Raw genomic sequence first — 22520 nt, 5'->3', positions numbered from 1 at the left:
AAGCGGTTGTTGAAGCCAGCCTGGAGAACGTCATGTGGACCTCGACCACCCGTCGGCACCATAATCGCGGAGGCCTGCGCTACGGAAGCGACCTGACGGACGCGGAATGGGCGCTCGTCGAGCCGTTCGTGCCGCCACCGAGCCGTACGGGCCGGCCGCGCCGCTGGCCGATGCGCGAGATCGTCAACGCGATCTTCTATGTGCTGCGGTCGGGCTGTCCATGGCACATGGTGCCGGACGGCTTCCCGCCGGCGAGCACGGTCTATCGCTGGTTTATGCGGCTGCGCGACGACGGCGTCTTCGCGACCATGAACCACTACCTCATGATGCGTGACCGCGAGCATACCGGGCGGGACGCGAGCCCTTCGGCAGCGGTCATCGACAGCCAAAGCGTCAAAACGACGGAGGCGGGCGGTCCTCGCGGCTACGATGCAGGCAAGAAGATCAAGGGCCGCAAGCGGCACGTCATGGTCGACACCGACGGGCGTCCCCTGGTGCTGCAGGCCCACACCGCCGCGACCCAGGACCGCGATGGCGCAGTTCCTCTGCTGAAGGCCTCGCGGGCCGCCTTCCCGTTCGTCGAGCATGCTTTCGCAGACAGCGCATACGGCGGTGAGCGCGTTGCGGATGCGACCTCCATCACCATCGAGATCGTGCGCAAACATCCAGCGCAGGTGGGCTTCGCAGTGCATCCACGACGCTGGGTGGTGGAGCGCCTGCTCGCCTGGCTCAACCGCAACCGCCGACTCGCCAAGGACTTCGAGGCGTCCATCAAGTCGGCAGAGGCCTTCCTCTACGCCGCTTCCGTCATGCTCCTCGCGCGACGGCTGGCACGCTCATCATGAGTTTCGAGTCGGACTCTCAGGCGCTGCCGGGAGAGCTTCGTGCCGTCGTCCCGTTTCGCGGACGCGGCGTTCGTCGATCCTCCGCGGGCGCTGCGAGGGATCCTCGGCGCGGAGCCCGAACGGTCGCTGAGCGCGTACGATTCGCTGTAGCCATCGCGCTTTCCTTCCTTGCCAAAATAGCACGGGAAGAAGCTTAAGAAGACACCTTGACGAAACGCGTCTATTGGTCCTGAACCTAGTGAGATAGACCCGAGATACATCGATCCGTTATCTTGATATTTACGAAAGAAAATGCACCCTGCGATCTTGCAGTGATCCGACCTCCTGCGCCTCTCAAGCCCGCTCGCAAACCAGCGGAAATTTCGGAACGTGGCTCCCCGCAACCCTATGACACAGGCAGAACGAACGGCAACCTTCGAAGACTGGCTAGACGGTCGGCGGCTGTCTCATCTATCGACAAACGCAGGCACAGACAGGATTGCATTCCAGAGTTGGCGGAACTTCAAGGAGGCATTCGCGCCAGAGCTGATTGGGCAGGCTGTAGAGGAAACCAGCCTGTCCCTCGGACGACCAGTGAGAAACTGCATCGATCCCTTCGCTGGTTCCGGCACGACTTCTTTAGCCTGTCAGTTTCTCGGCATTGATCCGCTAACGATCGAAGTTAACCCCTACCTCGCGGACCTGGCCGAAGCGAAGCTTGCTACCTACGACATCGGATGTTTGATCAATGACTTCGCTGCGGCTGTCGATCGTGCAAGCTTGACTTGCGTCGACGCGCCGCTTCCGAACCTTCCCGCTACGTTTGTCGAGCCTGGGGTGCGGGGACGGTACATCTTCAGCAAAGCTGTGGCGAAACGTCTCGCGGCTCTGCTTGATAGCATTGAGGTGGTATCCTCGCAATCCAACCAACGATTGATGCGAGTGCTTCTGGGGTCGATCGCTCTCGATGTCAGCAACGTGGTTGTGAGCGGCAAAGGTCGGCGGTATCGACGAAACTGGCAGCAGCGTCAGCCTAACCCTGAAGCCGTGGATCAACTATTTGTAGCATCCGTCACAAATGCAATCTACGAGATTAGGCGCTACGAGAATAGGAAGGCGAAAGGCTATACCCTCCTCAGAGGAGACGCACGTAGTTTGACACCGACGAAGGGTCAGTATGATCTCGCAGTCTTCTCGCCGCCCTATCCGAACTCGTTCGATTATACCGATGTCTACAATGTAGAGCTGTGGGTGTGTGGGCACCTCAAATCGTTCGACGACAACCGCGCACTACGCAATGCCACGCTTCGCAGTCACGTTCAGGTAAAGCGGGAATACGACGTACCAGAATACGACCTCCCCAGCTTGACGCAGGTTTTGGCCGATCTAAATCGCGTCCGTCTGGATCTTTGGAGTAGAGATATTCCTGAAATGGTACAGTCGTATTTCGCGGACATGGCGACGATCTTAAAGCGCTTGCACTCCAGCCTAGTCCCCGGAGGGCGTGTTTACATGGTAGTTGGGGACAGTCGCTATGCGGGCGTGACCGTCCCCGTTGCGACTGTCCTGTGCGAAATCGCCGGCGCGATTGGACTGTCCTGCATCGCCCAAGAGCCGTTCCGTTCGATGCGCGCTTCACCACAACAGGGCGGGAGATTGGAACTACTCGAGACACTTGTCACACTTGAGAATGTGTGAGCTTCCCTATCTTGGCATGTCGTGCCGCATCAGTGCTCCGAAACATATACCATCGCCAGAGCGATATATTTTCGCCGCTTGCCAGATCTCGAATGTCCGCAAAGCTCACTGCATCGCCTTCATCCGTCGCCCGCATGTCGAAATAGCAGACAGCAGCCTGTAAGGCGTGATGATTGTCGCGATAGGCAATAGCCTGTTCGACGCCTTTGATGATCGCTTCCGCAATCTTCGTCGCGCTGACCGGATTTCCAGTCGAAGTCTTGTCGGCGAGAGCTTTCAGTTCGAGGATCCATTCCGTCACGGTCGCGCGTATTCCGCCAGCACTCGTGGGGCGAGAACCTACGAGATCTGCTCGTCCGTCTTCCGTTACAGGCTCGGCACGCCATGTCAGCCCCGGAATTGAAAGACGCAGGCTATCCAACAGGCGCCCCTGGATCCGCTCCTCCGGCCTCGAGGAAGGGATCCCTTTCCGAGCGTCTCCGCTATTTGCTCCCCATATGGCGAGCTTGTGTCCCATGGTGGTTGCGGAAGGTGTTCGAAGGACTGTTTCGTAGAACAGATCCAAAGTTCTTTTCAGTTGTCCCTCGGAGACCGGGGTCGAACAATCGAAGTTCACCGGGTGAGAGATGTCATGGTTTGACACGCCAGTACTGTATAGGCGTCCTGACGGTGAACTGCCGCGCCAGTCCACCACCACCGCGGGCCGATTACCAAGTCCAGCATCTTCTAGGCCCGCAGTGATCGATTCCTCCGACGTGATATCGATCCGGAGACGAAGGCTGGTAGTAATCCCGATCGTTGTTATCCAGATATGACCGGTGATCGGATCGTTACCGTGCTGCAGCATCATGACGCGATCACAGGCGAGGCGCTCTTCGTCGATTCGGATAGCGTCGGTACTGACGAAGACAGAAAAGTCGCCGCTTTCTCCATGTACGACCCTTGTTGCGACCAACTTTGCAACACCAAAACAGAACCGAGCGTCCGCGGAAGATCCCGTATCCTGTGGCAAGTTTGCACTTCGGATAAACTCTTCGATTTCCGCCGGCTCGATCCCACCGGTCCCTCTTCCTTTATGCATATGCACGCTTTTTCATGAGCTGCATGTATAGGTTGATCTTCTCGGCACGGTTCAGGGTTGTACCTTCCGGCATACGCTGCTGCAGAGCTTCGGTCGTGACCCAAGCTGCATTCCCTTCTGTCGCCGATTGCCATTCGCCGAAATCAACCACCCGACCTTCTGCAATACCTGGATCAGAGTAGTTCGCATCTTGTTGGGCAGCATCATCCCAATAACCGGTTTCAATTTCGATGAACGCGTCGGCCACTTCCAACAGGAACTGATCGACACCCGCTTGGTCTGGGAGCTGGGCAAGAACATCCAAGACCGGGCGAGCTTGCTCTAAGGAAAGGGCAAATGTCGCTTCTAACCGATTCGTCTGAGTCATCTGAAGATCGGTAACCTCGATGAAACGCGCGCCGACTAGCCGATCAAGCTCCTCCTGCAGCGTATAGAAGATCGGTGAGCCTTCATCTTTGAGAACGGCGCCTTCGAGCGGTTCAAAGCCCCAAATGGAGCTGAGAACGTTTGAGAAAAAGGCAAAGGCGTGAAATGTTCGCGTATCGATTGGTGTTGCTCCGACCCGCTCCAAGGCCAGGAACATTTGCAGAATTCGTCCGCGGAGCATCATTGTTTGATGCCTGACGGATGGGGGTTGGTTGGCCATTAGACCGTCCGACCTAGGATCTCGTCCACGGCGCTGTCGTAGTCCGCCCGGAGGTTGGACAATGCAGCCGTCGGCGCCGCGAGGTGCATCAAATTGACCGTCCGATCTTCGCGGGCCTTCGTCGTCCTGAAGTTCTTGAGTGTGTAGGGAATGAAATCGCCGGCCACCACGTTGCAGGCAAGGATAACGCTCATGGCGGACCCTGAAGCCGCCACCCCTGAGAAAAGCTCTCCGGCACGACGAGCGAAAACGGCGTCGACGGATCCTTCGGGGCCGTCCACTACGAATGTCCCAGCGTTGTTCTCGCCAAGAGCCTCGACAAGGCTCATACGGAATATCAGATCGATGTACTCTCGCTGTGAAAGCGATACGTCATCCTCATCCCTGCGAATGTATTCTCCAACTGCCGACCCACTAGTGAGCTCGACCTCAAAAGCGGGGAACTCGAACGTTCGACCACCCTGACCAATGCGCTCACGTCGGGGATCATAAACCAGACGTACGCCTTCGGCGAAGAAGGCCTTTGCACGACGGGCAAAGATGCTCTCCAAGTCCGATCGTATTTTTACGGTCGCTTCGGACAAATCGCTTAAGAGAGAGGATATATCATCTTCAGCCTGGTCTCGCTCCGCGCGGAAGGCGAGTACCTCCCGGCGAAAAGTTTCTATCCTATTGTCGTAGTCAATCTCTTCGGCATACGTCTCAGAGGGAAGCTGCTTCTGGATCCTGCGTACATTCCGCTTCGCGGCGTCAAGTTCGTCACGAATTGCGTCGAGTTGCTTGCGCTGTTCTGAATATGCCTCAACGGCTCTAGAAAGTCGCTCTTCAGAGCCCTTCAGTCTAGTTCGAGCCAGTTCGAGGTCCAGGTGTAGCTTCTGGGCTTTGTCTTGCACGGCTTCGGCCAACGGCATGACGGTGTCGTCTGAATTTCGCTTTGATCCACAAACGATACAGCGTCCGTCCTTCGCGCGAGCTTCCAACTGCCTCGCAGCTTCTTCTGACTCGTTGCCGCATACGTAGCACTCACCGTCCGAAATTAGCTTGAGAAGTATATACTTGTCGGAATTCGGAACTTTGGCAAACGCGTGGCGTAACAGCCTATACTTCTCTTCCTCGTATCGTGCCGATAGTTCGGCGACCTCCTTCGCGGAACTCATTCTGCTCGTTCTCGCGTCACCCCGCTCTCGCTCGAGGTCGAGCATATCCAAAACTAATTGTTCTTCGTGTCTCTGTAGGTCTGCCAGCTTTCCCTTTACGTCGGCGAGCATTGCGGTAGTCTCCGCCACATCAATACGCTTCGCCATCTCTTGGCTGCGCCGCAATGCCAGCTTATGGAGGGATGCGTTGAGGTTTCGCGCTGAACTGTCGCTCGAAATGATGATGCCTTCTAGAGACCGGATGGCTTCTGACTCTGCCGGCATGAGCAGGGCGCGAAATAACTCATACTGTGCAGCCGTATTCCAAACAAGTGATTTTCGACCTTCAAGATAAAATACAACTCGATCAATAATTCTAAGAAAATCCTCGTACCGAGACAGGCCTGTTGCGCTAGTTAATTCCGCTCGTAGTATCGTCTCTTCTGGTAGGGCGATCTCTGCGCCGTCATCGCTCAATATAGCCGATACAAGCGACAGATCAGACAATTTGCGGCGAATCGTGAATCTGCGAGTGCCAACGCGCACACGCAGTGTAGCATAAGCATCGGTGGCCCGATCTCCTACCCGGGAGGCAAAAACCTTCTGGTCAGATGCCTGAAGTTCATTTGCCTGACCGCTGAAGCCCGCATCTCTTACTGTTGCGGCTCCCGTCAAGAGTCGCTTAAGCATTAGTAGCAGGGTACTTTTTCCGAGGCCGTTGACTCCAAGAATTATCCACGGGCCCTTGTCGAACTCGATCCGTAGTCCGGACCGTCCGTTTTCGCCGGGGTACAATTGGTAATTTGTCACTTCGAGATATTCGATGAGGGGAAACTTAATCTTCATTCGCGCTACAACCCTGAGGCGTCCAAGTTATTCCATAAAGCTCGGGTGGTTTCCTTGGATCATCGCATGCCTGCGTTGAAGGCACTCCCGCGCGCAAGCCGCTGCACCGACCTAGCACAGCATGATCGCAATGACCGACGTTGTAAGCAAGGGCGCTAGTTCGACGACCATCCCGAGGGTCGACTGAGTGGACAACGTAGCGCGACCGGCGTAGCCACCTCGATGCCCAAACCGGCACCACCAGCGCAAATGCTTGCGCCCCCTACGACCCTGCGTGACGAAGTGGCGATGTCCGGCCCGCTTTTCAGGCGCAGTGCACAATCGCTTTCCGCCCAAGTCGAATATTGAGTGCGGTGGATCGTAAATCGGCTTTGGGTAATCGCGGGCCAAGCAATCGGTTCGGCCAGGTGCCACTCAATATGATTCCTCTGCGGGCGATGCGCTGTCGCATAGAGATAGTAAGCGCTATACCTCATTGATCGCATTCAAGCGCGAGTCACCCACCATGGTCCGGCGAGTTGATGTTTCGTCCGTGGAGTGCGGCGATCGCCGGACGTTTCAACTTGCGCCACTTCGAGATGCGTAGGCACCACCGTCTCATCGTGTAGACGGCGTCGACAAAGTCGCCGCGGGTGGTGATTTTGTGGATTTGTGGGAGCACGTCGGAACCGAAATGCCGGCCTTGCGGCACACTTCAGCGACTGGCGTTCCTTCCGTCGCCTGACGTAGGATGAACGCAATCTGCGCCTCCGAGAGCTTCGACCTCTTCATGGAACTCTCCTCCTCCCGTTGCCGGGATCAGAAGTGGAAATTTCAGCTCAGAAACTATGAAATCCGGAAGGCGTGTCAGCTGCGTTGGCGCGCGCGGGCTGCAGCGTCGAGGAGCTGGCGCACGAGTTCGAGCTGTGTGTCCATACGATCCACGGGCGGATCAGGCATGCCGAGCTTGACAGCGGCAGCCGGTCGGACGGTGCGGCGAGCGAGGAGCGCGAGGAACTGCGGCACCTTCGCCGCAAAAGCCGCCGGCTGCGGCAGGAAAGAGATATCCTGTCAAAGATCGTGGCTCGGGAATCTCACAAGAGAGCGGCGCGGCGCGCTTCCGTTCTTTCGATTCATGATTGCGAACCAAGTCGTTGACACGATCAAGACGATGTGCCGCGCGATCGATGTCTTCCGTGCCGGCTTCTCCGCTTGGCGGGACCGAGGGCCCAGCCCGCGGACGCGCAGCGACGCGAACCTCACGGCGCGGAGCCGCACGATCCATGCGGAGTCGAGAGAGAGCTACGGTGCGCGTCACTGCCGTGGAAAGTCCACCCGACGTTTCAACCGGCAGGAAAAGATCAATGATTTCAGTGGGGGAAGGAACGAGCCCATACCGCGAACCAGTCGAACTGACCGTTGATTTCATTGGCGATTTCACAGCCTTCCAAGCTGATGACGAGGGTTCGATTCCCTTCACCCGCTCCACCCTTCCGCCTCGCCAGCGATCCCTCGCCACTCCCCCTCGCCACTCCCCCTCGCCACCGACCGCTGCGACGGCGCTCCCGACTGATCGCCGCGCGGCGCCGACGGCCATTCGCGTCCGGACCCACGCGGCGCCGGCGGATGCGGGCGGCGCGCCGGGCCGGGGCGTCAGTTGATGCGCAGGCGGGCGATGGCGCCGGGGTCGGGATCGGCGCCGAGGCCGGGGGCGGTCGGGACCTCGATCCGTCCGTCCGCGCCGGGGAGGCCGACCGGGCCGAACACCGTGTCGCCCAGCCGCACGCCGAAGCATTCGATCGACGAGACCAGCGGCGTCGTCGCCGCGACCTGCAGCGTCGCCAGCAGCCCCGGTCCGAAGTAGGGGGAGTGGGGCGCGACGCGCACGCCGACGAACTCCGCCCGCGCAATCACCTTCATCATCTCCGTGATACCGCCGACCTTGGTGACGGACGGCTGCACGTAGTTCAGCACCGACGCGTCGATGTACGGCTGGAAGGCCCAGACGTTGGGGATGTTCTCGCCCGCCGCGAGGTCGACCGGGGCGGCCGCCTTCAGGCGGCGCAGGCCCTCCACGTCCTCCGGCGGCCAGACCGGCTCCTCCAGCCACTTCAGCCGGTAGGGCTCGAACCGGTGCGCCATGTCGAGCGCCTCGTCGAAGCGCCAGGGGCAGTTGACGTCGACCATCAGCTCGACGTCGTCGCCGAGCGCGGCGCGGGCCGCGGCGACGGCCTCGACGGTGGTCTCGTGCAGCTTCAGTTCCCTGAAGCCCTGCTCCAGCGCCTTCTCGCAGCCGCGCGCGACGATCGCCGGCTCGCCGAGCTTTAGAAGGCTGGTGTAGGCCGGGATCGCCGTCTTCTGTCGCCCGCCGAGGAGCTCGGCCACGGGGAGCCCGGCGCGCTTGCCGGCGAGGTCCCAGAGGGCGATGTCGAGGCCGGACAGCGCATACTGCGTCGGCCCGCCGCGGCCGAAGATGTGCAGCTTGCGCTTCAGCTCTTCCATCAGCCCGGCGATGTCGGTCGCGTCGCGGCCGATGGCGAGCGGGGCGACCAGGTTGTCGAGCACGGCGATCGACGCCGGCAGCACCGTGTAGCCGAAGCATTCGCCCCAGCCGACGAGCCCGTCCTCCGTCGCAACGCGCACCAGGCAGGACTGGAGGACCGGCCAGTCGTGGCCGCCGAAGCCGGTCAGCGGCCCCTCGTGGGTGTAGGGCAGGGCGAGGACGATCGCCTCGATGCTTTCGATCTTCATTCCCGTCTCCTCAGTGCCCGCCGAGGAAGACACGGTTCAGCGTGTCCCCGGCGCGGATGTCGTCCGGCGAGCCCTGGGCGGCGATCTCGCCCGTCGCCATCAGGTAGCAGTGGTCCGCCACGTTGAGCGCCTTCTCCACGAGCTGCTCCACCAGGAGGATCGCGACGCCCTCGTCGGCGAGCTGGCGCGCGACCTGGAGGATGCGGTCGATCACCACCGGGGCGAGGCCGCTCGACGGCTCGTCGAGGATGAGGAGCTGCGGCTCGCCGATGATCCCCTGCGCGACGGCGAGGATCTGCTGCTGCCCGCCGGAGAGCCGCGAGGCGTGGTCGTGCCGCTTCTGCGCCATCTCGGGGAAGAGGCTGTAGACGCGTTCCAGCTTGGAGCGGTCGCCGCCCGAGGCCCTGGCGTAGGTGCCGATGAGGAGGTTGTCCTCCACCGACAGCGAGGTGAAGACCCGGTGGCCCTCCAGAACGTGCACCGCGCCGGCGGCGACGATCTCACGCGGGGTGGCGTTGGTGACGTCCCGGTCGGCGAGGCTGATCCGCCCGCCGCGCTTGGGGATGAGGCCGGTGGAGGCGGCAAGGGTGGTCGTCTTGCCCGCGCCGTTGCGGCCGAGCAGGACGACGAACTCGCCGCGATGGATCGTCAGGTCGACGCCGTGGACGACCTCCGCCTTGCCGTAGGCGACGTCGAGCCCCTTCACGTCGAGGAGCACGGGTTGTTGGCTGCGCATCGCTCAGGCTCCGAGGTAGACGCGGATGACTTCCGGGTCGGTGCGCACCTCGTCGGGCGTGCCGTGCCGGAGCGTCTGGCCGAGGTTGAGGGTCGTCACGCGGTCGGAGATCTTGAAGACGAAATCGGTGTGGTGCTCGACGATGAGAATGCCGAGGCCGCAGTCGCGCAGCGTCCTGAGGACGTCGGCGAGCGCCTCGATCTCGTGCTCGGCGAGGCCCCCGGCCGGCTCGTCGAGGAGCAGGAACTTCGGCCCCAGGACCAGCCCGCGGGCGATCTCCAGGAAGCGCTGGTGGGCGTGGTCGAGGACGTCGGCGCGGCGGTCCATGATGTCGCCGAGGCCGATGGCGGCGAGGATGTCGCGTGCGCTGTCGCGGGTGCGCCGCTCGTCCTTCAGCGCGCGGGGCATGCCGAAGAGCGTCTCCACGAAGCCCGCCTCGGTGTGGACCCAGCCGCCCAGCATCGCGTTGTCGAGCACGCTCAGCGAACCGAGGAGGCGCGGCTTCTGGAAGGTGCGCGCGATGTCGAGCCGCGCGCGGGACTGGACGCTGGCGCCGGTGAGGTCCTTCTCGCCGACGCGGATCGCGCCTCCGTCCGGCTTGTAGTAGCCGCACAGCAGGTTGAGGAGCGTCGTCTTCCCGCTGCCGTTGGGGCCGATGAGGCCGTGGATTTCCGCCGGGCGCGCGTCGAGCGTGACGCCGTCGAGGGCGTGGATGCCGCCGAAGGTCTTGGTGACGTTGTCCGCGACGAGGCTGGTGACGGGGCTCGTCATGCGTGGACCTCCCGGGCCTCGTAGGCGGGGTGGGCCTCCGCCTCGCCCTCGGCCCGGCGCACGGCGGCGGCGAGGCGGGCGAGATCCGGCTTCACCGGCGCGTTGACGTTGACGGCCGGCTTCATCCGGTTCCGGATCACGATGACGAGGTTGGAGATCCCCTCCGGCAGCAGCAGCACCACGACGAGGAGCAGGGCGCCGTAGAAGAAGTTGCCGAGGTTGGCGAGGGGCGCCACCACCTCCGGCAGCGCGGTCAGGACGACCGTGCCGAGCAGCGGGCCGACGATCGACCCGCGCCCGCCGATGATGATGCAGACGAAGAAGAACAGCCCCAGCTCGAAGATGAACGTGTCCGGCGTGATGTAGCTCTGCAGCGAGGCGAAGAGCGCGCCCGCGACGCCGGCGGTGAAGCCGGAGAAGGTGAACGCGGTGAGCTTCGCCCGGTAGATCGACACGCCCACCGACTGCGCCGCCACCTCGCTGTCGCGCACCGCGACGAGGGCGCGGCCCCACATCAGCCGCGTGACGTTCCAGGTCATCCAGGTGACCGCGACCGCGAGTGCCGCCGTGAACCAGTAGTAGCCCCAGGGCGTGGCGAGCGGGCCGGGGAAGCCGGGGACGGACAGGCCGATGCCGCCGCCCGTCAGCCACTGCTCGGCGACCGACAGCTCCGTCACGATGAGCGCGAAGGCGAGCGTCACCATCGCGAAGTAGAAGCCCGGCAGGCGCAGCGAGGGCAGGCCGAGGAGCACGCCGATGAGCGCGCCGAGCGCACCGCAGAGGAACAGCGTCAGGAACGGGTCGAGGCCGTGGCTGCCGGCGAGGATCGCGAAGCAGTAGGCCCCGACCGCGAGGAGGCCGACATGGCCGATCGAGAGCGTCCCCGTGAAGCCGACGACGAGGTTGAGGCCGCCGATCAGCACCCAGTAGACCGCGATCAGCGTGGCGAGGTGGAGCTGGTAGAAGTCGCCGACGAGGTAGGGGACCGCGACGACGATCGCGATGCCCACGACCGCCGCCACCCAGAGTTCGATTTGCCGGGTCATACGGGTCGCACCGATTTGGAGCCGAAGACGCCTTCGGGCTTGATGAGGAGGACGGCGATGAGGAGGCCGACCGCGATGGTGTTCTGGTACTCGCCGCCGAAGAAGTAGGTCGCGCCGGTGGTCAACAGTCCGAGCGCGAGGCCGCCGAGCATGGCGCCGACGTTGGAGCCGAGCCCGCCCACCGCGACCGCGATGAAGCCGTTGAGGGTCAGTGTCAGGCCGAGGGCGAAGTAGGCGAAGGTGAGCTGGCCGGCGGCAAAGCCCGTCAGCGCGCCGATGACGCCGGCGATGATGTAGCTGAAGGCGCGGACCCGGTCGGTGGCGATGCCGCGCGCCCGCGCCGCGTAGGCGTCCTCGGCGACGGCGATGAAGATCTTTCCGGCGAGGGTGAAGCGGTAGAAGGCCTCGAGCGCCACGGCGATGACGGCGACCGCGATGATCGGGAGCCAGTACTTCTGGTCCCACAGGCCTTGCCCGTAGTCCTGCGGGATGAGGCGCGGGAAGGGGCGCGGCTCGGTGCCCCACCACAGGCCCACCGCCTGCTGCACCATGATGGCGAGGGCGAGCGTCGACAGCAGCCACAGGTGCTCGTCGGAGCGGTTCAGCACGCGCCGGACGGCGACGACCTCGGTGAGCAGCCCGAACGCCGCGCCGATGAGGACCGCGAGGAGAAGACCGAGCACGGACGGCAGCCCGAGGTCGGCGATGAAGAAGGCGCCGAAGACGCCACCGAGCATGAAGATGTGCCCGGTGGTGACCGACAGCACCTTCGAGGTGGAGAACATGACGTTGTAGGCGAGCGCACAGGCGGCATAGAGCGCGCCGATCGCCAGCCCCGTCACAACAACGTTGAGCACGAGCGTTCCTGACGGCTGCGGGTTTCGAGGATGCGTCGAGGCGCCGGCGGCGGGGCCGCCGGTCGCCGGTCGGGTCCGGGGCGGTCCGGCCGCGCCCGGGTGTCCGGCGCGCGGCGGATCCGCTGGCGGGCCATCAGCCCGGGCCGGGTCGACCCGGGCGGACGCGCTCTAGTCCGCGGGCTTTCCGTCCATCGGCGCGGCCTGGAACGCGCCGTCCTTGAAGGTGTTGGCGAGGTCCATGGCGATGGCGCCGTCGGGGAAGCCGTTCCGGTCGTCCGGACCCCAGGTATAGGTCGCGTAGACGCCGGGCAGGTCGCTGGTCCCTTCGAGCGCCTTCTGGATCGCCTTCGGCTCGGTCGAGCCGGCGGTCTTTACCGCGTGCTCGATGATCCTGACGGTGTCGTAGCCGAGCGCGACCCACCAGAAGGTGAAGTCGATCTCGCCGCCGCCGAGCTTCGGGCGCACCTCTTCCATCAGCTTGACGGTGCGTTCGGGCAGGTTCCCGTCCGCGTCGAACGTGGTCGAGACGTAGCCGGAGCCGTAGGCGTTGTCCCAGTATTCCGGCTTGTTGAGGAGGTCGCGGATGTTGGACCCCATCAGCGCCGGATGCCCGACGATGGGCACGTCCCACCCCATGTTGCCGCGCGCGTTGAGGATGCGGGCGAGGAGGCCGGTCGCCGCGGACCAAGGCATGACGACGTCGGCGCCGGCGGCTTTCGCCTTCGACATCTCGTCGTTCACGTCGGTCTTGTTGGGGTCGATGAGCGCCTGGTAGACCGGCTCGACCCCCGCCTCCTTCAGCAGCTCGATCGCCTGGTTGACCGTCGCGGTGCCGTAACCGGTGGTGTCACCGATGACGGCGACCTTCTTCAGGCCCAGCGTGTCGAGCGCGTAGCCGTTCGCGGCCGAGACCCACTGCAGGTTCGTGTTGATCGCGCGGAAGGCGAGGGGGAACTTCTTCGGGTCGGTCAGCGTGTCGACCGTGCCGATGATGATGTTGGGGATCTGCGCCTTGGCGAGGATCGGCACGGTGGCGAGCGACTCGCCGGAGTTCACCGGGCCGATGACGAAGTCGACCTTCTCCGAGAAGGCGAGCTGCTGGGCGAAGTTCACCGCCTTGGTCGGCTCGCCCGCGGTGTCGCGGGTCAGGAGCTCGAGCTTGCGTCCGTCGATGCCGCCGGCCTCGTTGATCTGCTCGATGGCGAGCTGGACGCCCTGGTTCTCCGCCTGGGCGGCGGCCGAGAGCGGTCCCGTCAGCGACGAGAGCCAGCCGATGCGGATCGGTCCGTCCTCGGCGTGCGCGGCCGGCCCCACCATGGGCGCCATGGCGAGCGACAGCGCGGTTGCCGCGAGGAGCGTGCGTCTTGTGATTGCGCTTCGCATCCTTCCCTCCCTTTTTGTTGTTGAAGGGAGGGTGCATCAGCTCATCGCTGAGTGCAACGAAGTTTTTATCTGCTGGAATGACTATGTTGAAGTATGATGGTGTTTTCCCGGCCGGCCGGGCCTCGCGTATGGCGGTGCGCGCCGCGGGAGGCTACGAGACGCGCCAGTGCCGTGCAGCTCGAGCGAGGACGAGTGACGACCGATTTCAACAATGACACCGACGATGACCGCGAAGCCGCCGGCGAGCGCGGCCCGCCCGAACCCGCCAAGCGGGAGGCGGCGCCGACCGGCACGCTCGCCCGGGGGCTCGCCATCGTCGACGTGCTCCTGTCGGCAAGCCAGCCGCTGACGCTGGCGGAGATTTCCGAGGCGGTCGGCCTCGACCAGTCGACGGCGCTCCGCCTCATCCGCAGCCTGGAGGAGCTGGGCCAGCTCATCCGCATCGGCGACGGCAAGCGCTACGTGTGCTCGCCCAAGGCGCTGAAGCCGATGCCGATCCTGCATCCGCTGGAGCGTCTGCGCCGCGAGGTCGCGCCGCTGATCAACGGCCTCGCAACCCGCTCCGGCCAGAGCGTCGTCCTCGTTGCCTACCTCGGGACCAACCGCGTGGTGCTGGACGTGGCGCTCACCCAGGGCTCGCTCAGCCCCTACTACACTGCCTGGCTGAAGGGTCCGTTCCACGGTTCCGGCCCCGGCAAGGCCCTCCTGTCGGCGCTGGACCCCGCCCGCCGGCGCGAGCTTCTCGGCGAGGAGCCGTTCCGCGCCTACACCCCCCGCACGATCACCACCTACGCCGGGCTCGACGCCGACCTCGCCAGGGCGAAGGAGCGCGGGTTCGTCACCATCCGCGACGAGTTCTATCTCGGCCTGTCGGCGCTGGCGGCGGTGTTCCGGACCTGGAACGGCGGCATCGCGGGCGCGATCGCCGTCACCGGCCACACCACCGACATGACCGACGAGAGGATCGCCGCCATCGGCGCCGACCTCGTCGCGGTGACGCGCCTCATCCCGATGCAGGCCCCGTCGCTGACCCTCCTGGAGCCGTTCTGCGCGCGGTGATCCGCGCGCTGCCGGTTCCCGCCGGATGCCTGGGCACCGCGCCGCGGACGGCGACGGTGCCCGGCCTCGCGGTCGTCAGGAGGAGGCGCCCTCCTTGCGCTTGCCGGCGACCACGAAGTGGCTGGGCTCGACCTCGTTGACGATGATGCGCACGCTCTCCTTGGGGGCGCCGATGGTGGTGTGGATCGCCTCGGTGATCGCCTCGTACATCGCGTCGAGCTTCTCCTGCGGGCGGCCCTTGATGATCGTCATGTTCAGGACTGGCATGGGTTCCTCCTAAGGTGGCCGGCGCCCGTCGCGCCGGCTTTGGTATGGGCCGGCAGACCGTGCCGGCGCGGGATCTGGCCGGCGTGCCGGCTCAGAAGGTGTGGGCCTCGATCCGGTCGCGGTCGAAGGTGAAGCCGACGCCCGGGCGGTCCGGCACTCGGATCGTGCCGTCGGCCTCGATCGGCATCGCCTCGTTGAAGAGGCCCTCGAACCAGGGCATGTGCTCGGCGTAGATGCCGCCCGCCGCCGAGGCCACGAGGTGCAGGCTGTGCTCGGTGAAGATGTGCGGCGCGAAGGGCACGTCCGCCGCCGCCATCTGCCCGATCACCTTGCGGAACTCGGTGTATCCGCCCATCCGCTGCAGGTCCGGCATCAGGATGTCGGCGGCCCGCTTCTCCAGCATGTTGCGGATGCCGTAGCGGATCCATTCGGTCTCGCCGGTGGCGAGCGGGGTGTCCAGCGCGGCGGCGATCTCGGCCTGTCCGGCATAGTCCCAGGTGGGGATCGGCTCCTCGAACCAGACGAGGCCGTGGGGCTCGAGCGCGCGTCCGAGGCGGATCGCGTCGGGCGTCGTCAGGCCCTGGTTGGCGTCCGCCATCAGCGCGAAGTCCGGCCCGACGACGTCGCGGATCGCCTCGACGCGGGCGACGTTGGCGGCGACCGGCAGGTTGCCGAGGCGCACCTTCATCGCCTTGAAGCCGGCCGCCATGAACGCCTTCGCCTCACGCTGCAGCCCGTCGAGGTCGGACGAGAGCCACAGCCCGCCGCTCGCGTAGACGGGTACGTTGGTGCGGTGACCGCCGAAGATGCGGTAGAGCGGCTGGCCGAGCGCCTTTCCGACCATGTCCCAGCACGCGACGTCGAGCGGCGTCATCGCCAGAACCAGCGCGCCGCCCTGGCCGAAGAAGTTCATCGCCTTGAGGATGCCGGACCAGATCGCCTCGGTCATGAACGGGTCGGCGCCGATGATGTGGGACTTCAGGGCCGTCACCATCGCCTCGATGGCGGTGAGCTTCTCGCGGCCGAAGCAGAAGGCGTAGCCCTCGCCGGTGATCCCCTCGTCACTCGTCAGCGTGACGAGGAGGCAGGACACCGACTTGATCTCGTGGATCGAGGTCCTGAGCGGGCTCGGCAGCGGCAGGTCCACCCTTTGGGTGGTCAGCTCGGTGATCTTCAATTCGTCCTCCCTCGCCGGGTCTTCGCGGCCCGGTCATCGTTGGTCCATCGTCAGTACGACGGATCCTGTCGTTCGGCGCCCCTCGAGGTCGCGATGGGCGTCGGCGGCGCGCTCCAGCGGATAGCGGTGCTCGGCGCGCACGGCGATCGTCCCGTCCGCGATCCGGCCGAAGAGCGCGGCCGCGCGAGCCGCGCGGCGGTCCGCGTCCGCCATGTAGTCCGGCAAGCGCGGACGGGTGAGCGTCAGCGACCCCCGCTCGCCGAGCTCCTGCGGGGCGATCGGGGCGATGTGGCCGGAGGACTGGCCGTAGACGACCATGTGCCCCAGCGGCGCGAGGCAATCGAGCGACAGGGCGAACGTGTCCCGTCCGACCGCGTCGTAGACGACGCTGGCGCGCCGCCCGCCGGTCGCCTCGCGGAAGCGGGCCGGCAGTTCCGCGCCGGGGGCGACCAGGACACCGGCGCAGTGGAGGCGGGCGATCCCGGCCTTCGCCTCGGTCGACACGGTGCCGATCACCGTCGCCCCGAGCGCGCTCGCCCACTGTGACAGGATGAGACCCACGCCGCCGGCCGCCGCGTGGACCAGCACCACGCTGTCCGGGCCGACGGGATGGACGTCGGTCACCAGCACGGCGGCGGTGAGGCCGCGCAAGGTCACGGCCGCCGCGGTCACGTCGTCGATCCCGTCGGGCACGCGGATGAGGCTGGCGGCGGGGAGGTTGCGCTCCTCGGCGTAGCTGCCGGTGACGGAGGCGTAGCTGACGCGCTCGCCGACCGACCAGCCGGTGACGCCCGGGCCGAGCGCGGTCACGACGCCGACGCCTTCGCGCCCGGGGATCGACGGGAGCGGCGCCGGATAGAGGCCTGAGCGGGAGTAGATGTCGGTGAAGTTCACGCCCGACGCGGACTGGCGGATGCGCACCTCGCCGGGGCCGGGCGCCGGCACGTCCACCTCGTCGAGGCGCAGCACCTCGGGCCCGCCCGTCTCATGAAACCGCACCGCGCGCGTCACTGGATCCTCATCGCGCTTCGAAACGCCGATGGGCAAAAAATAAAACCTTCATTTCGCATGTTGCAATCATTTTGATGACAAAACTACACTTCCGCCAAAACGATCGGTGGGAGCGCCATGACGCAGACTGACATCCGGCCCCGGCCACGTGCCGACGGGGACGAGGGACCGCACACGCCGGCCGCCGGGACGGTCTCCCGCAGGCTGCGCACCGGCGGCGAGGTCCTCGTCGACCAGCTTCTGATCCACGGCGTCAGCAACGCCTACTGCGTGCCCGGCGAGAGCTACCTCGCGGTGCTCGACGCGCTCTACGGCACGCGCATCGCGCTCACCGTCTGCCGCCAGGAAGGCGGCGCGGCGATGATGGCGGAGGCGAGCGGCAAGCTGACCGGGCGCGCCGGCGTCTGCTTCGTGACGCGCGGTCCGGGCGCGTCCAACGCGATGCACGGGCTCCACATCGCGCAGCAGGACTCGACGCCGATGGTCCTGTTCGTCGGCCACGTCGCCCGGAGCGCGGCGGGCCGCGACACGTTCCAGGAACTCGACTATCGCGCGGTCTTCGGCACCGTCGCGAAGTGGGTCGAGGTGATCGACGACGCGAGGCGCGTGCCCGAGCTCGTCGCCCGGGCCTTCCGCATCGCCGAGTCCGGCCGGCCGGGCCCGGTGGTGCTGGCGCTGCCGGAGGATATGCTCACCGACATCGTCGAGGTCGCCGACGCGACCGCGGTCGCCCCGGTTGAGACCTACCCGTCCGCCGATCAGGTCGAGGCGTTCGCGGCGATGCTGGCGGCGGCCGAGCGGCCGGTCGCGGTGCTCGGCGGCTCGCGCTGGTCGGCCGAGGCGGTGGCGGGCTTCACGGCCTTCGCCGAGGCGGCGTCGCTGCCGGTCTACGTCTCGTTCCGGCGCCAGATGCTCTTTCCCGGGTCGAGCCCCTGCTACGGCGGCGACATGAGCCTCGGCGCCAACCCGGCGATCGCGCGGGAGATCGAGGCGGCCGACCTCGTGATCCTGCTCGGCACCCGCCTGTCGGAGGTGCCGTCCAACCACTTCACCCTGCTCGGCATCCCGGTCCCGCGGCAGAAGCTCGTCCACGTCCACCCGGAGCCGCAGGAGATCGGCCAGATCTATACGCCGACGCTCGGGATCGCCGCGTCCCCGGCCGCCTTCGTGCGTGCGCTGGCGACGGTGGACCCGCACGCCCCGGATGCCGGACGGCGGTCGCGGACCGAGGCGATCCATGCGTCCTACCTCGCCTGGAGCGATCCGTCCGGCGTGACGATCCCGGGCGAGCTGCAGATGGGCGAGGTGATGGCGTCCCTCGCCGGGCGGCTGGGTCCGGATACGATCTTCTGCAACGGCGCCGGGAATTATGCGATCTGGCTGCATCGCTTCCGCCGGTTCGAGCGGTTCGGCACGCAGCTCGCGCCCACCAGCGGGTCGATGGGCTACGGCGTTCCCGCGGCGGTCGCGGCGAAGACGATGCGGCCGGACCGGACCGTGGTCGCCTTCGCCGGCGACGGCTGCTTCCTCATGAACGGGCAGGAGTTCGCGACCGCCGTGCAGTACGGCCTGGCGTTCGTGGTGATCCTCGTCGACAACACGATGTACGGCACGATCCGGATGCACCAGGAGCGGGACTACCCAGGCCGCGTCTCCGGCACCGGCCTCAAGAACCCGGACTTCGCCGCCTACGCGCGCGCCTTCGGCGGCCACGGCGAGACGGTGCGCACCACGGCGGAGTTCATGCCTGCGCTCGAGCGGGCGCTCGCCTCCAACCTGCCGGCGATCCTCCACTGCCACATCGCGCCCGAGGCCCTCTCGCCGACAATGAGGATGGCCGAGCCGGCCTGACCGGCCCGACCGCAGCGCCGGGGCACCGGGCCGCGCCGAGGCGTGGCCCGGCCGGCGCGGTCAGGCGTCGATCGCGAAGAACCGCCTGGCGGTCGTGGCGAGGATGGTCTCGACCTCTCCGCCTGAGAGGCCGGCCTTTCGCAGCGTGCCGACCGGGTCGGTGTCGCCCATATCGAACGGGTAGTCGCTCCCCAGCATGACGCGCTCGGCACCGACGAGGTTGACGAGCGTCGCCACCGCGTCGGGCCGGAAGACGCACGTGTCGAAGGTGATCCGCTGGAGGTAGTGGGAGGGGGGATGCGGCGTCAGGCGCCGCACCTCCGGCCGGGCGGACCAGGTATGGTCGAAGCGGCCGATATAGAACGGCGAGAAGCCGCCGCCATGGGGGATGAACACCTTCAGCGCCGGGAAGCGGTCCAGCACGCCGCCGAAGACGAGGTGGTTGAAGGCGATCAGTTCCTCCAGCGGCTGCGCGACCGAGTTCACCATGAAGAACGGCGACAGGCGCTCACCGTGCGAGAAGCCGAGCGGGTGGATCATCAGCCCCGTACCGTGCCGCTCCAGCGCGGCGTAGACGGGGTCGAGGGCCGGGTCGGAAAGCTCCATCGGCCCCGCGCGGGAATCGGTCTGGAAGGCGCGCAGGCCGAGGGCGGCGCCGCGCTCCACCTCCTTCACCGCCGCCTCGGGGGCGGAGAGGGGGAGCGTGCCGATGCCGACGAGGCGGCCCTGTGCCCGTCCGACGAGCGCGGCGACGTGGTCGTTCTGCGCGGCGCTGAGCCGCGCGAGCAGCTCCGCCCCGGCCCAGAAGTGCTGCTGGCCGGGAGCGGGGGCGACGACCTGGATGTCCACGCCCATCGCGTCCATGTCGGCGAGGCGCCGCTCGAGGCTGTTGAACTTCTCGCCGAGCTCCGGTCCCTGCTCGGCGTCCCGCGCCTTGCTCTCGGGCGACATGTCCCGCTGGTACGGCACGCTGTCGGGGCCGATGGCGTCCGCCACCATCGCGTTCACGGCGGGGCAGAGCGTGTGGGTGTGCGCGTCGATGATCATCTCAGGCGAGGGTCCAGGTCTGCTCGATCGTCGTGCCGGCCTGCCGCAGGATCACCGACATGGGACAGCGCGCCTCGAGCTCGGTCTTGAAGCTCTCGAAGGCGGCCGCGTCGAGGTCCGTCGCGACGGTGATGGCCATCTCGATCTTCGGAAAGGGGACCGGGACGTCGGCCTCCTTGTCGATGCCGCGATGGTCCAGGTAGCCGGTGCAGGACATCGCCTTGAACGTCATGGCCACGCCGCGCTCGTGGGCGATGCGCGCGCCGATGACGTGGGTGCAGCTCATCAGCGCGGCTAGCATCGTCTCGAGCGGCGTCGGGCCGACGTCGGTGCCGTGGCGGTAGGGCGGCTCGTCGACCACCAGCGAGTGGCCGCGCACGCGCACTTCGGTGAGGCTCATCGTCGGGCAGTGCGCGTCGAGCTTGACCTCGATGAGCTCCTTGCGGCGCACGGTGACCATCAGGCGGCCTCGCGCGCCGGGCCGGCGAGGCCGAGCGCCATGATCTCCTCGGTGGAGAGCACCCAGCCGAAGGCCGTGTCGATGATCGACAGGGCCGCGTGGTGCAGGGCGGGGTCGTCCATCGTGTCCACGCAGTCGCGCGCGACGATCACCGCGTAGTCGAGGACGTTGGCGGCGGTGGTCGTCGCCATCACGCAGGAGTTGGTGTTCACGCCGGTGACGATGACGGTGTTGATGCCGTGGGAGCGGAGGTGGAAGTCGAGATCCGTCGCGCGGAAGCAGTCATAGCGCTTCTTGGTGTCGACGATCCGGTCCGCGGGGTCGAGGAGGTCGGCCATCACCGTGCAGCCGGGCATGCCGTCGAGGTTGTGCTTCAGGACGTTCTTGCGCGTCGCCTTCGGGTCCTCGGCGCGGGTGCGCCAGAAGGGGTTGCTGGCGATCTCGGTGGCGTCGCGGTACCGCGTCACGAGATGCACCACCGGAATGCCGACGCCGCGACACCAGTCCATCAGCCGCTTGTTGGCGTCGACCACCCGCCGGGCCGCGTCCGCTGCGACGGGCATGGTGGCGACCTCCGGGTCGAGGTGGCCGCAGTGGCAGTCTATGGCGACGAGGGCGGCGCGCGGGACGTCGACGCCGAGGTTCATCGTGGTCATGCGAGGGGGCTCCACCCGGTCTTCATCAGGGCGCGCTGGTCGATGCCGAAGCGGTCCGCCAGCCAGTCGGCGAGGAGCTCCTGGCCGATCGTCGGGTTGTCGTGCTGGCAGTGCTCGGCGCCGGTCTCGTCCGGCGTCGTGAGGCGCAGCGTGGCGTCGACGCCGGCAGCGATCGCCGCCTCGTAGGTCTGCGTGGCGGCCTTGACGGTGAGGACGTCGTGGCCGCCGTGCAGGACCAGGAAGGGGCAGCGCATGTTGTCGATGTGCCCCTCCAGCCTGAACGCTTTCGCGGTCTCCATCGCCTCGGCCATCGAGCCGGCGCCCATCACCCAGCGGATGTGCATGGCAAGGCCGAAGCTGTCGTCCTTGTCGCCCCACATCTCGTGCACGTCCCAGATGGCGCCGTGGGCGATGCAGGCGGCGAGGCGCGGCTCGTAGCAGCCGGCGCGGGCGGCGTAGTAGCCGCCCATGGAGGAGCCGCAGCAGGCGATGCGGTCGGGGGCGACGTCGCCGCGCATCAGGAGCCAGTCGATGCAGGCGCCGACGGGCACCTCGGTGTCGGCGCGGGCGGTCAGGCCGTGGCGGCGGAGCGTCCCGCCCTGCCCGGGCAGGTCCACCATCAGCACCGAGATGCCGCGCTGCAGGGCGCCGTGCGCCTGCATGAACCACATCTCGTCCTTGATGGAGTCGAGCCCGCCGAAGCAGATGAGGACGGGGAGCCGGTCGCCGGGGTAGGGTGCGCGCACGAAGTAGCCGCAGATGGGCTTGCCCGGCTCGTAGGGGATGTCGACCACCTCGCCCGGCGGGTTGAGGTGCTTCAGGAAGCCGTGGGAGCAGGCCTCCATCTGCTCGAACGTCGGCAGGCGGCGCGGGTCGGTCGGCTCGAGGTGGAACTCGGCCTGCCGGAAGTGCTCGGCGGCGCGCAGGTAGCAGTTCATCGCGGTGCGGACGTGGCCGGACGCGTCCGCCTCCTGGCCGCGCGCCCGGTTCTGCTCGGCCATCACCATGTATTCGCGGTGCCAGCTCTCCTTGTCGCCGGGGATCATCCGCGAGGCGGCGAGGAAGTGCTCGGAGACGGCGCCGCCGCCCTCCTGCGTTTCGCCGAGGCCCCGCCGGAACTGGTAGGAGAGCCACGGGAAGGCCGGCCAGTGGTGCCAGCCCATCGGCTCGAAGTGCGGCTCCAGGTTGTCCGGCGCCGCGTCGATCATGTTTTCGGTCGTGTCGGTCATCGTCTTGGT

At 66.1% G+C, this 22520-nt stretch carries 20 protein-coding genes and 1 pseudogene; 4 read left to right on the top strand and 17 right to left on the bottom strand.

The genetic code is table 11. The features are described from left to right. Window positions 1–32: 32 nt before the first annotated feature. Together DLJ53_RS21815 and DLJ53_RS21810 are read left to right on the top strand one after the other, a co-directional pair. On the top strand, window positions 33–845 hold the full coding sequence (locus tag DLJ53_RS21815; RefSeq protein ID WP_111349235.1) for an IS5 family transposase: 813 nt from the start codon (window positions 33–35) through the stop codon (window positions 843–845). Window positions 846–1232: 387 nt separating this feature from the next. Further along, window positions 1233–2522, top strand: a complete 1290-nt coding sequence (locus DLJ53_RS21810; RefSeq protein WP_111349234.1) for a class I SAM-dependent methyltransferase — start codon at window positions 1233–1235, stop codon at window positions 2520–2522. On the opposite strand, the gene DLJ53_RS34830 is transcribed toward DLJ53_RS21810, so the two are convergent. From DLJ53_RS34830 to DLJ53_RS21765, 10 genes and pseudogenes are all read right to left on the bottom strand, one after another. Then, window positions 2503–3603 (bottom strand): hypothetical protein, encoded by a 1101-nt coding sequence (locus DLJ53_RS34830; RefSeq protein ID WP_146620058.1) that lies wholly within the window; start codon window positions 3601–3603, stop codon window positions 2503–2505. The two genes, DLJ53_RS21810 and DLJ53_RS34830, sit on opposite strands and share 20 nt — an antisense overlap. Beyond that, entirely contained in the window at window positions 3596–4249 is a 654-nt protein-coding gene (locus DLJ53_RS34825; RefSeq protein WP_146620057.1) for a hypothetical protein, read from the bottom strand. The genes DLJ53_RS34830 and DLJ53_RS34825 overlap by 8 nt, the downstream gene beginning before the upstream one ends. After that, the gene (locus tag DLJ53_RS34820) at window positions 4249–6231 is read right to left on the bottom strand and encodes a coiled-coil domain-containing protein (protein ID WP_146620056.1); all 1983 of its coding nucleotides are present in this window, start codon (window positions 6229–6231) and stop codon (window positions 4249–4251) included. Before DLJ53_RS34820 ends, DLJ53_RS34825 begins: the two co-directional genes overlap by 1 nt. 660 nt (window positions 6232–6891) lie before the next feature. Continuing rightward, a pseudogene (locus DLJ53_RS21800) lies at window positions 6892–7002 on the bottom strand (transposase); the annotation flags it as partial. A gap of 861 nt (window positions 7003–7863) precedes the next feature. Then, window positions 7864–8961: a mandelate racemase/muconate lactonizing enzyme family protein gene (locus DLJ53_RS21790; RefSeq protein WP_111349229.1), complete on the bottom strand. Its 1098-nt coding sequence runs from the start codon at window positions 8959–8961 to the stop codon at window positions 7864–7866. A gap of 10 nt (window positions 8962–8971) precedes the next feature. Then, a complete protein-coding gene (locus DLJ53_RS21785) occupies window positions 8972–9697 on the bottom strand; it encodes an ABC transporter ATP-binding protein (RefSeq protein ID WP_111349228.1) in 726 nt (241 codons plus the stop codon). A gap of 3 nt (window positions 9698–9700) precedes the next feature. Next, the gene (locus tag DLJ53_RS21780; RefSeq protein WP_111349226.1) at window positions 9701–10468 is read right to left on the bottom strand and encodes an ABC transporter ATP-binding protein; all 768 of its coding nucleotides are present in this window, start codon (window positions 10466–10468) and stop codon (window positions 9701–9703) included. Continuing rightward, window positions 10465–11514 (bottom strand): branched-chain amino acid ABC transporter permease, encoded by a 1050-nt coding sequence (locus tag DLJ53_RS21775; RefSeq protein ID WP_111349225.1) that lies wholly within the window; start codon window positions 11512–11514, stop codon window positions 10465–10467. The genes DLJ53_RS21780 and DLJ53_RS21775 overlap by 4 nt, the downstream gene beginning before the upstream one ends. Continuing rightward, window positions 11511–12371: a branched-chain amino acid ABC transporter permease gene (locus DLJ53_RS21770; protein WP_111349223.1), complete on the bottom strand. Its 861-nt coding sequence runs from the start codon at window positions 12369–12371 to the stop codon at window positions 11511–11513. The genes DLJ53_RS21775 and DLJ53_RS21770 overlap by 4 nt, the downstream gene beginning before the upstream one ends. 168 nt (window positions 12372–12539) lie before the next feature. After that, window positions 12540–13754 carry an ABC transporter substrate-binding protein gene (locus tag DLJ53_RS21765; RefSeq protein WP_202913283.1) on the bottom strand — a complete coding sequence of 405 codons (1215 nt, stop codon included), beginning with the start codon at window positions 13752–13754 and terminating at the stop codon, window positions 12540–12542. Window positions 13755–13946: 192 nt separating this feature from the next. Here DLJ53_RS21765 and DLJ53_RS21760 point away from each other — a divergent pair, with 192 nt between their 5' ends. Next, window positions 13947–14813, top strand: a complete 867-nt coding sequence (locus DLJ53_RS21760; RefSeq protein ID WP_162409469.1) for an IclR family transcriptional regulator — start codon at window positions 13947–13949, stop codon at window positions 14811–14813. A gap of 75 nt (window positions 14814–14888) precedes the next feature. On the opposite strand, the gene DLJ53_RS21755 is transcribed toward DLJ53_RS21760, so the two are convergent. The 3 genes from DLJ53_RS21755 to DLJ53_RS21745 all read right to left on the bottom strand — a co-directional run bounded on the left by DLJ53_RS21755 (window position 14889) and on the right by DLJ53_RS21745 (window position 17268). Further along, on the bottom strand, window positions 14889–15080 hold the full coding sequence (locus DLJ53_RS21755; RefSeq protein WP_111349220.1) for a 2-hydroxymuconate tautomerase: 192 nt from the start codon (window positions 15078–15080) through the stop codon (window positions 14889–14891). Between the two features lie 91 nt (window positions 15081–15171). Then, complete coding sequence (locus DLJ53_RS21750; RefSeq protein ID WP_111349219.1) at window positions 15172–16257, bottom strand: mandelate racemase/muconate lactonizing enzyme family protein; 1086 nt, start codon at window positions 16255–16257, stop codon at window positions 15172–15174. A 33-nt stretch (window positions 16258–16290) separates the two neighbouring features. Then, complete coding sequence (locus DLJ53_RS21745; protein WP_111349217.1) at window positions 16291–17268, bottom strand: quinone oxidoreductase family protein; 978 nt, start codon at window positions 17266–17268, stop codon at window positions 16291–16293. A 204-nt stretch (window positions 17269–17472) separates the two neighbouring features. Here DLJ53_RS21745 and DLJ53_RS21740 point away from each other — a divergent pair, with 204 nt between their 5' ends. Next, complete coding sequence (locus DLJ53_RS21740; RefSeq protein WP_244935148.1) at window positions 17473–19119, top strand: thiamine pyrophosphate-binding protein; 1647 nt, start codon at window positions 17473–17475, stop codon at window positions 19117–19119. Window positions 19120–19179: 60 nt separating this feature from the next. Here DLJ53_RS21740 and DLJ53_RS21735 read toward each other — a convergent pair whose 3' ends face one another. The 4 genes from DLJ53_RS21735 to DLJ53_RS21720 are packed head-to-tail and all read right to left on the bottom strand — an operon-like array spanning window position 19180 to window position 22511. Further along, entirely contained in the window at window positions 19180–20166 is a 987-nt protein-coding gene (locus tag DLJ53_RS21735; RefSeq protein ID WP_111349214.1) for an amidohydrolase family protein, read from the bottom strand. A gap of 1 nt (window position 20167) precedes the next feature. Further along, entirely contained in the window at window positions 20168–20626 is a 459-nt protein-coding gene (locus tag DLJ53_RS21730) for an OsmC family protein (protein WP_111349212.1), read from the bottom strand. After that, window positions 20626–21282: a cysteine hydrolase family protein gene (locus DLJ53_RS21725; RefSeq protein WP_111349211.1), complete on the bottom strand. Its 657-nt coding sequence runs from the start codon at window positions 21280–21282 to the stop codon at window positions 20626–20628. The genes DLJ53_RS21730 and DLJ53_RS21725 overlap by 1 nt, the downstream gene beginning before the upstream one ends. Next, entirely contained in the window at window positions 21279–22511 is a 1233-nt protein-coding gene (locus DLJ53_RS21720) for an alpha/beta hydrolase family protein (protein WP_111349209.1), read from the bottom strand. Before DLJ53_RS21720 ends, DLJ53_RS21725 begins: the two co-directional genes overlap by 4 nt. Between the last annotated feature and the right edge of the window lie 9 nt (window positions 22512–22520).

Origin of the sequence: Acuticoccus sediminis, from assembly GCF_003258595.1 — a bacterium.
Taxonomy (GTDB): domain Bacteria; phylum Pseudomonadota; class Alphaproteobacteria; order Rhizobiales; family Amorphaceae; genus Acuticoccus; species Acuticoccus sediminis.
This window is presented reverse-complemented; position numbering and strand designations above follow the sequence as displayed.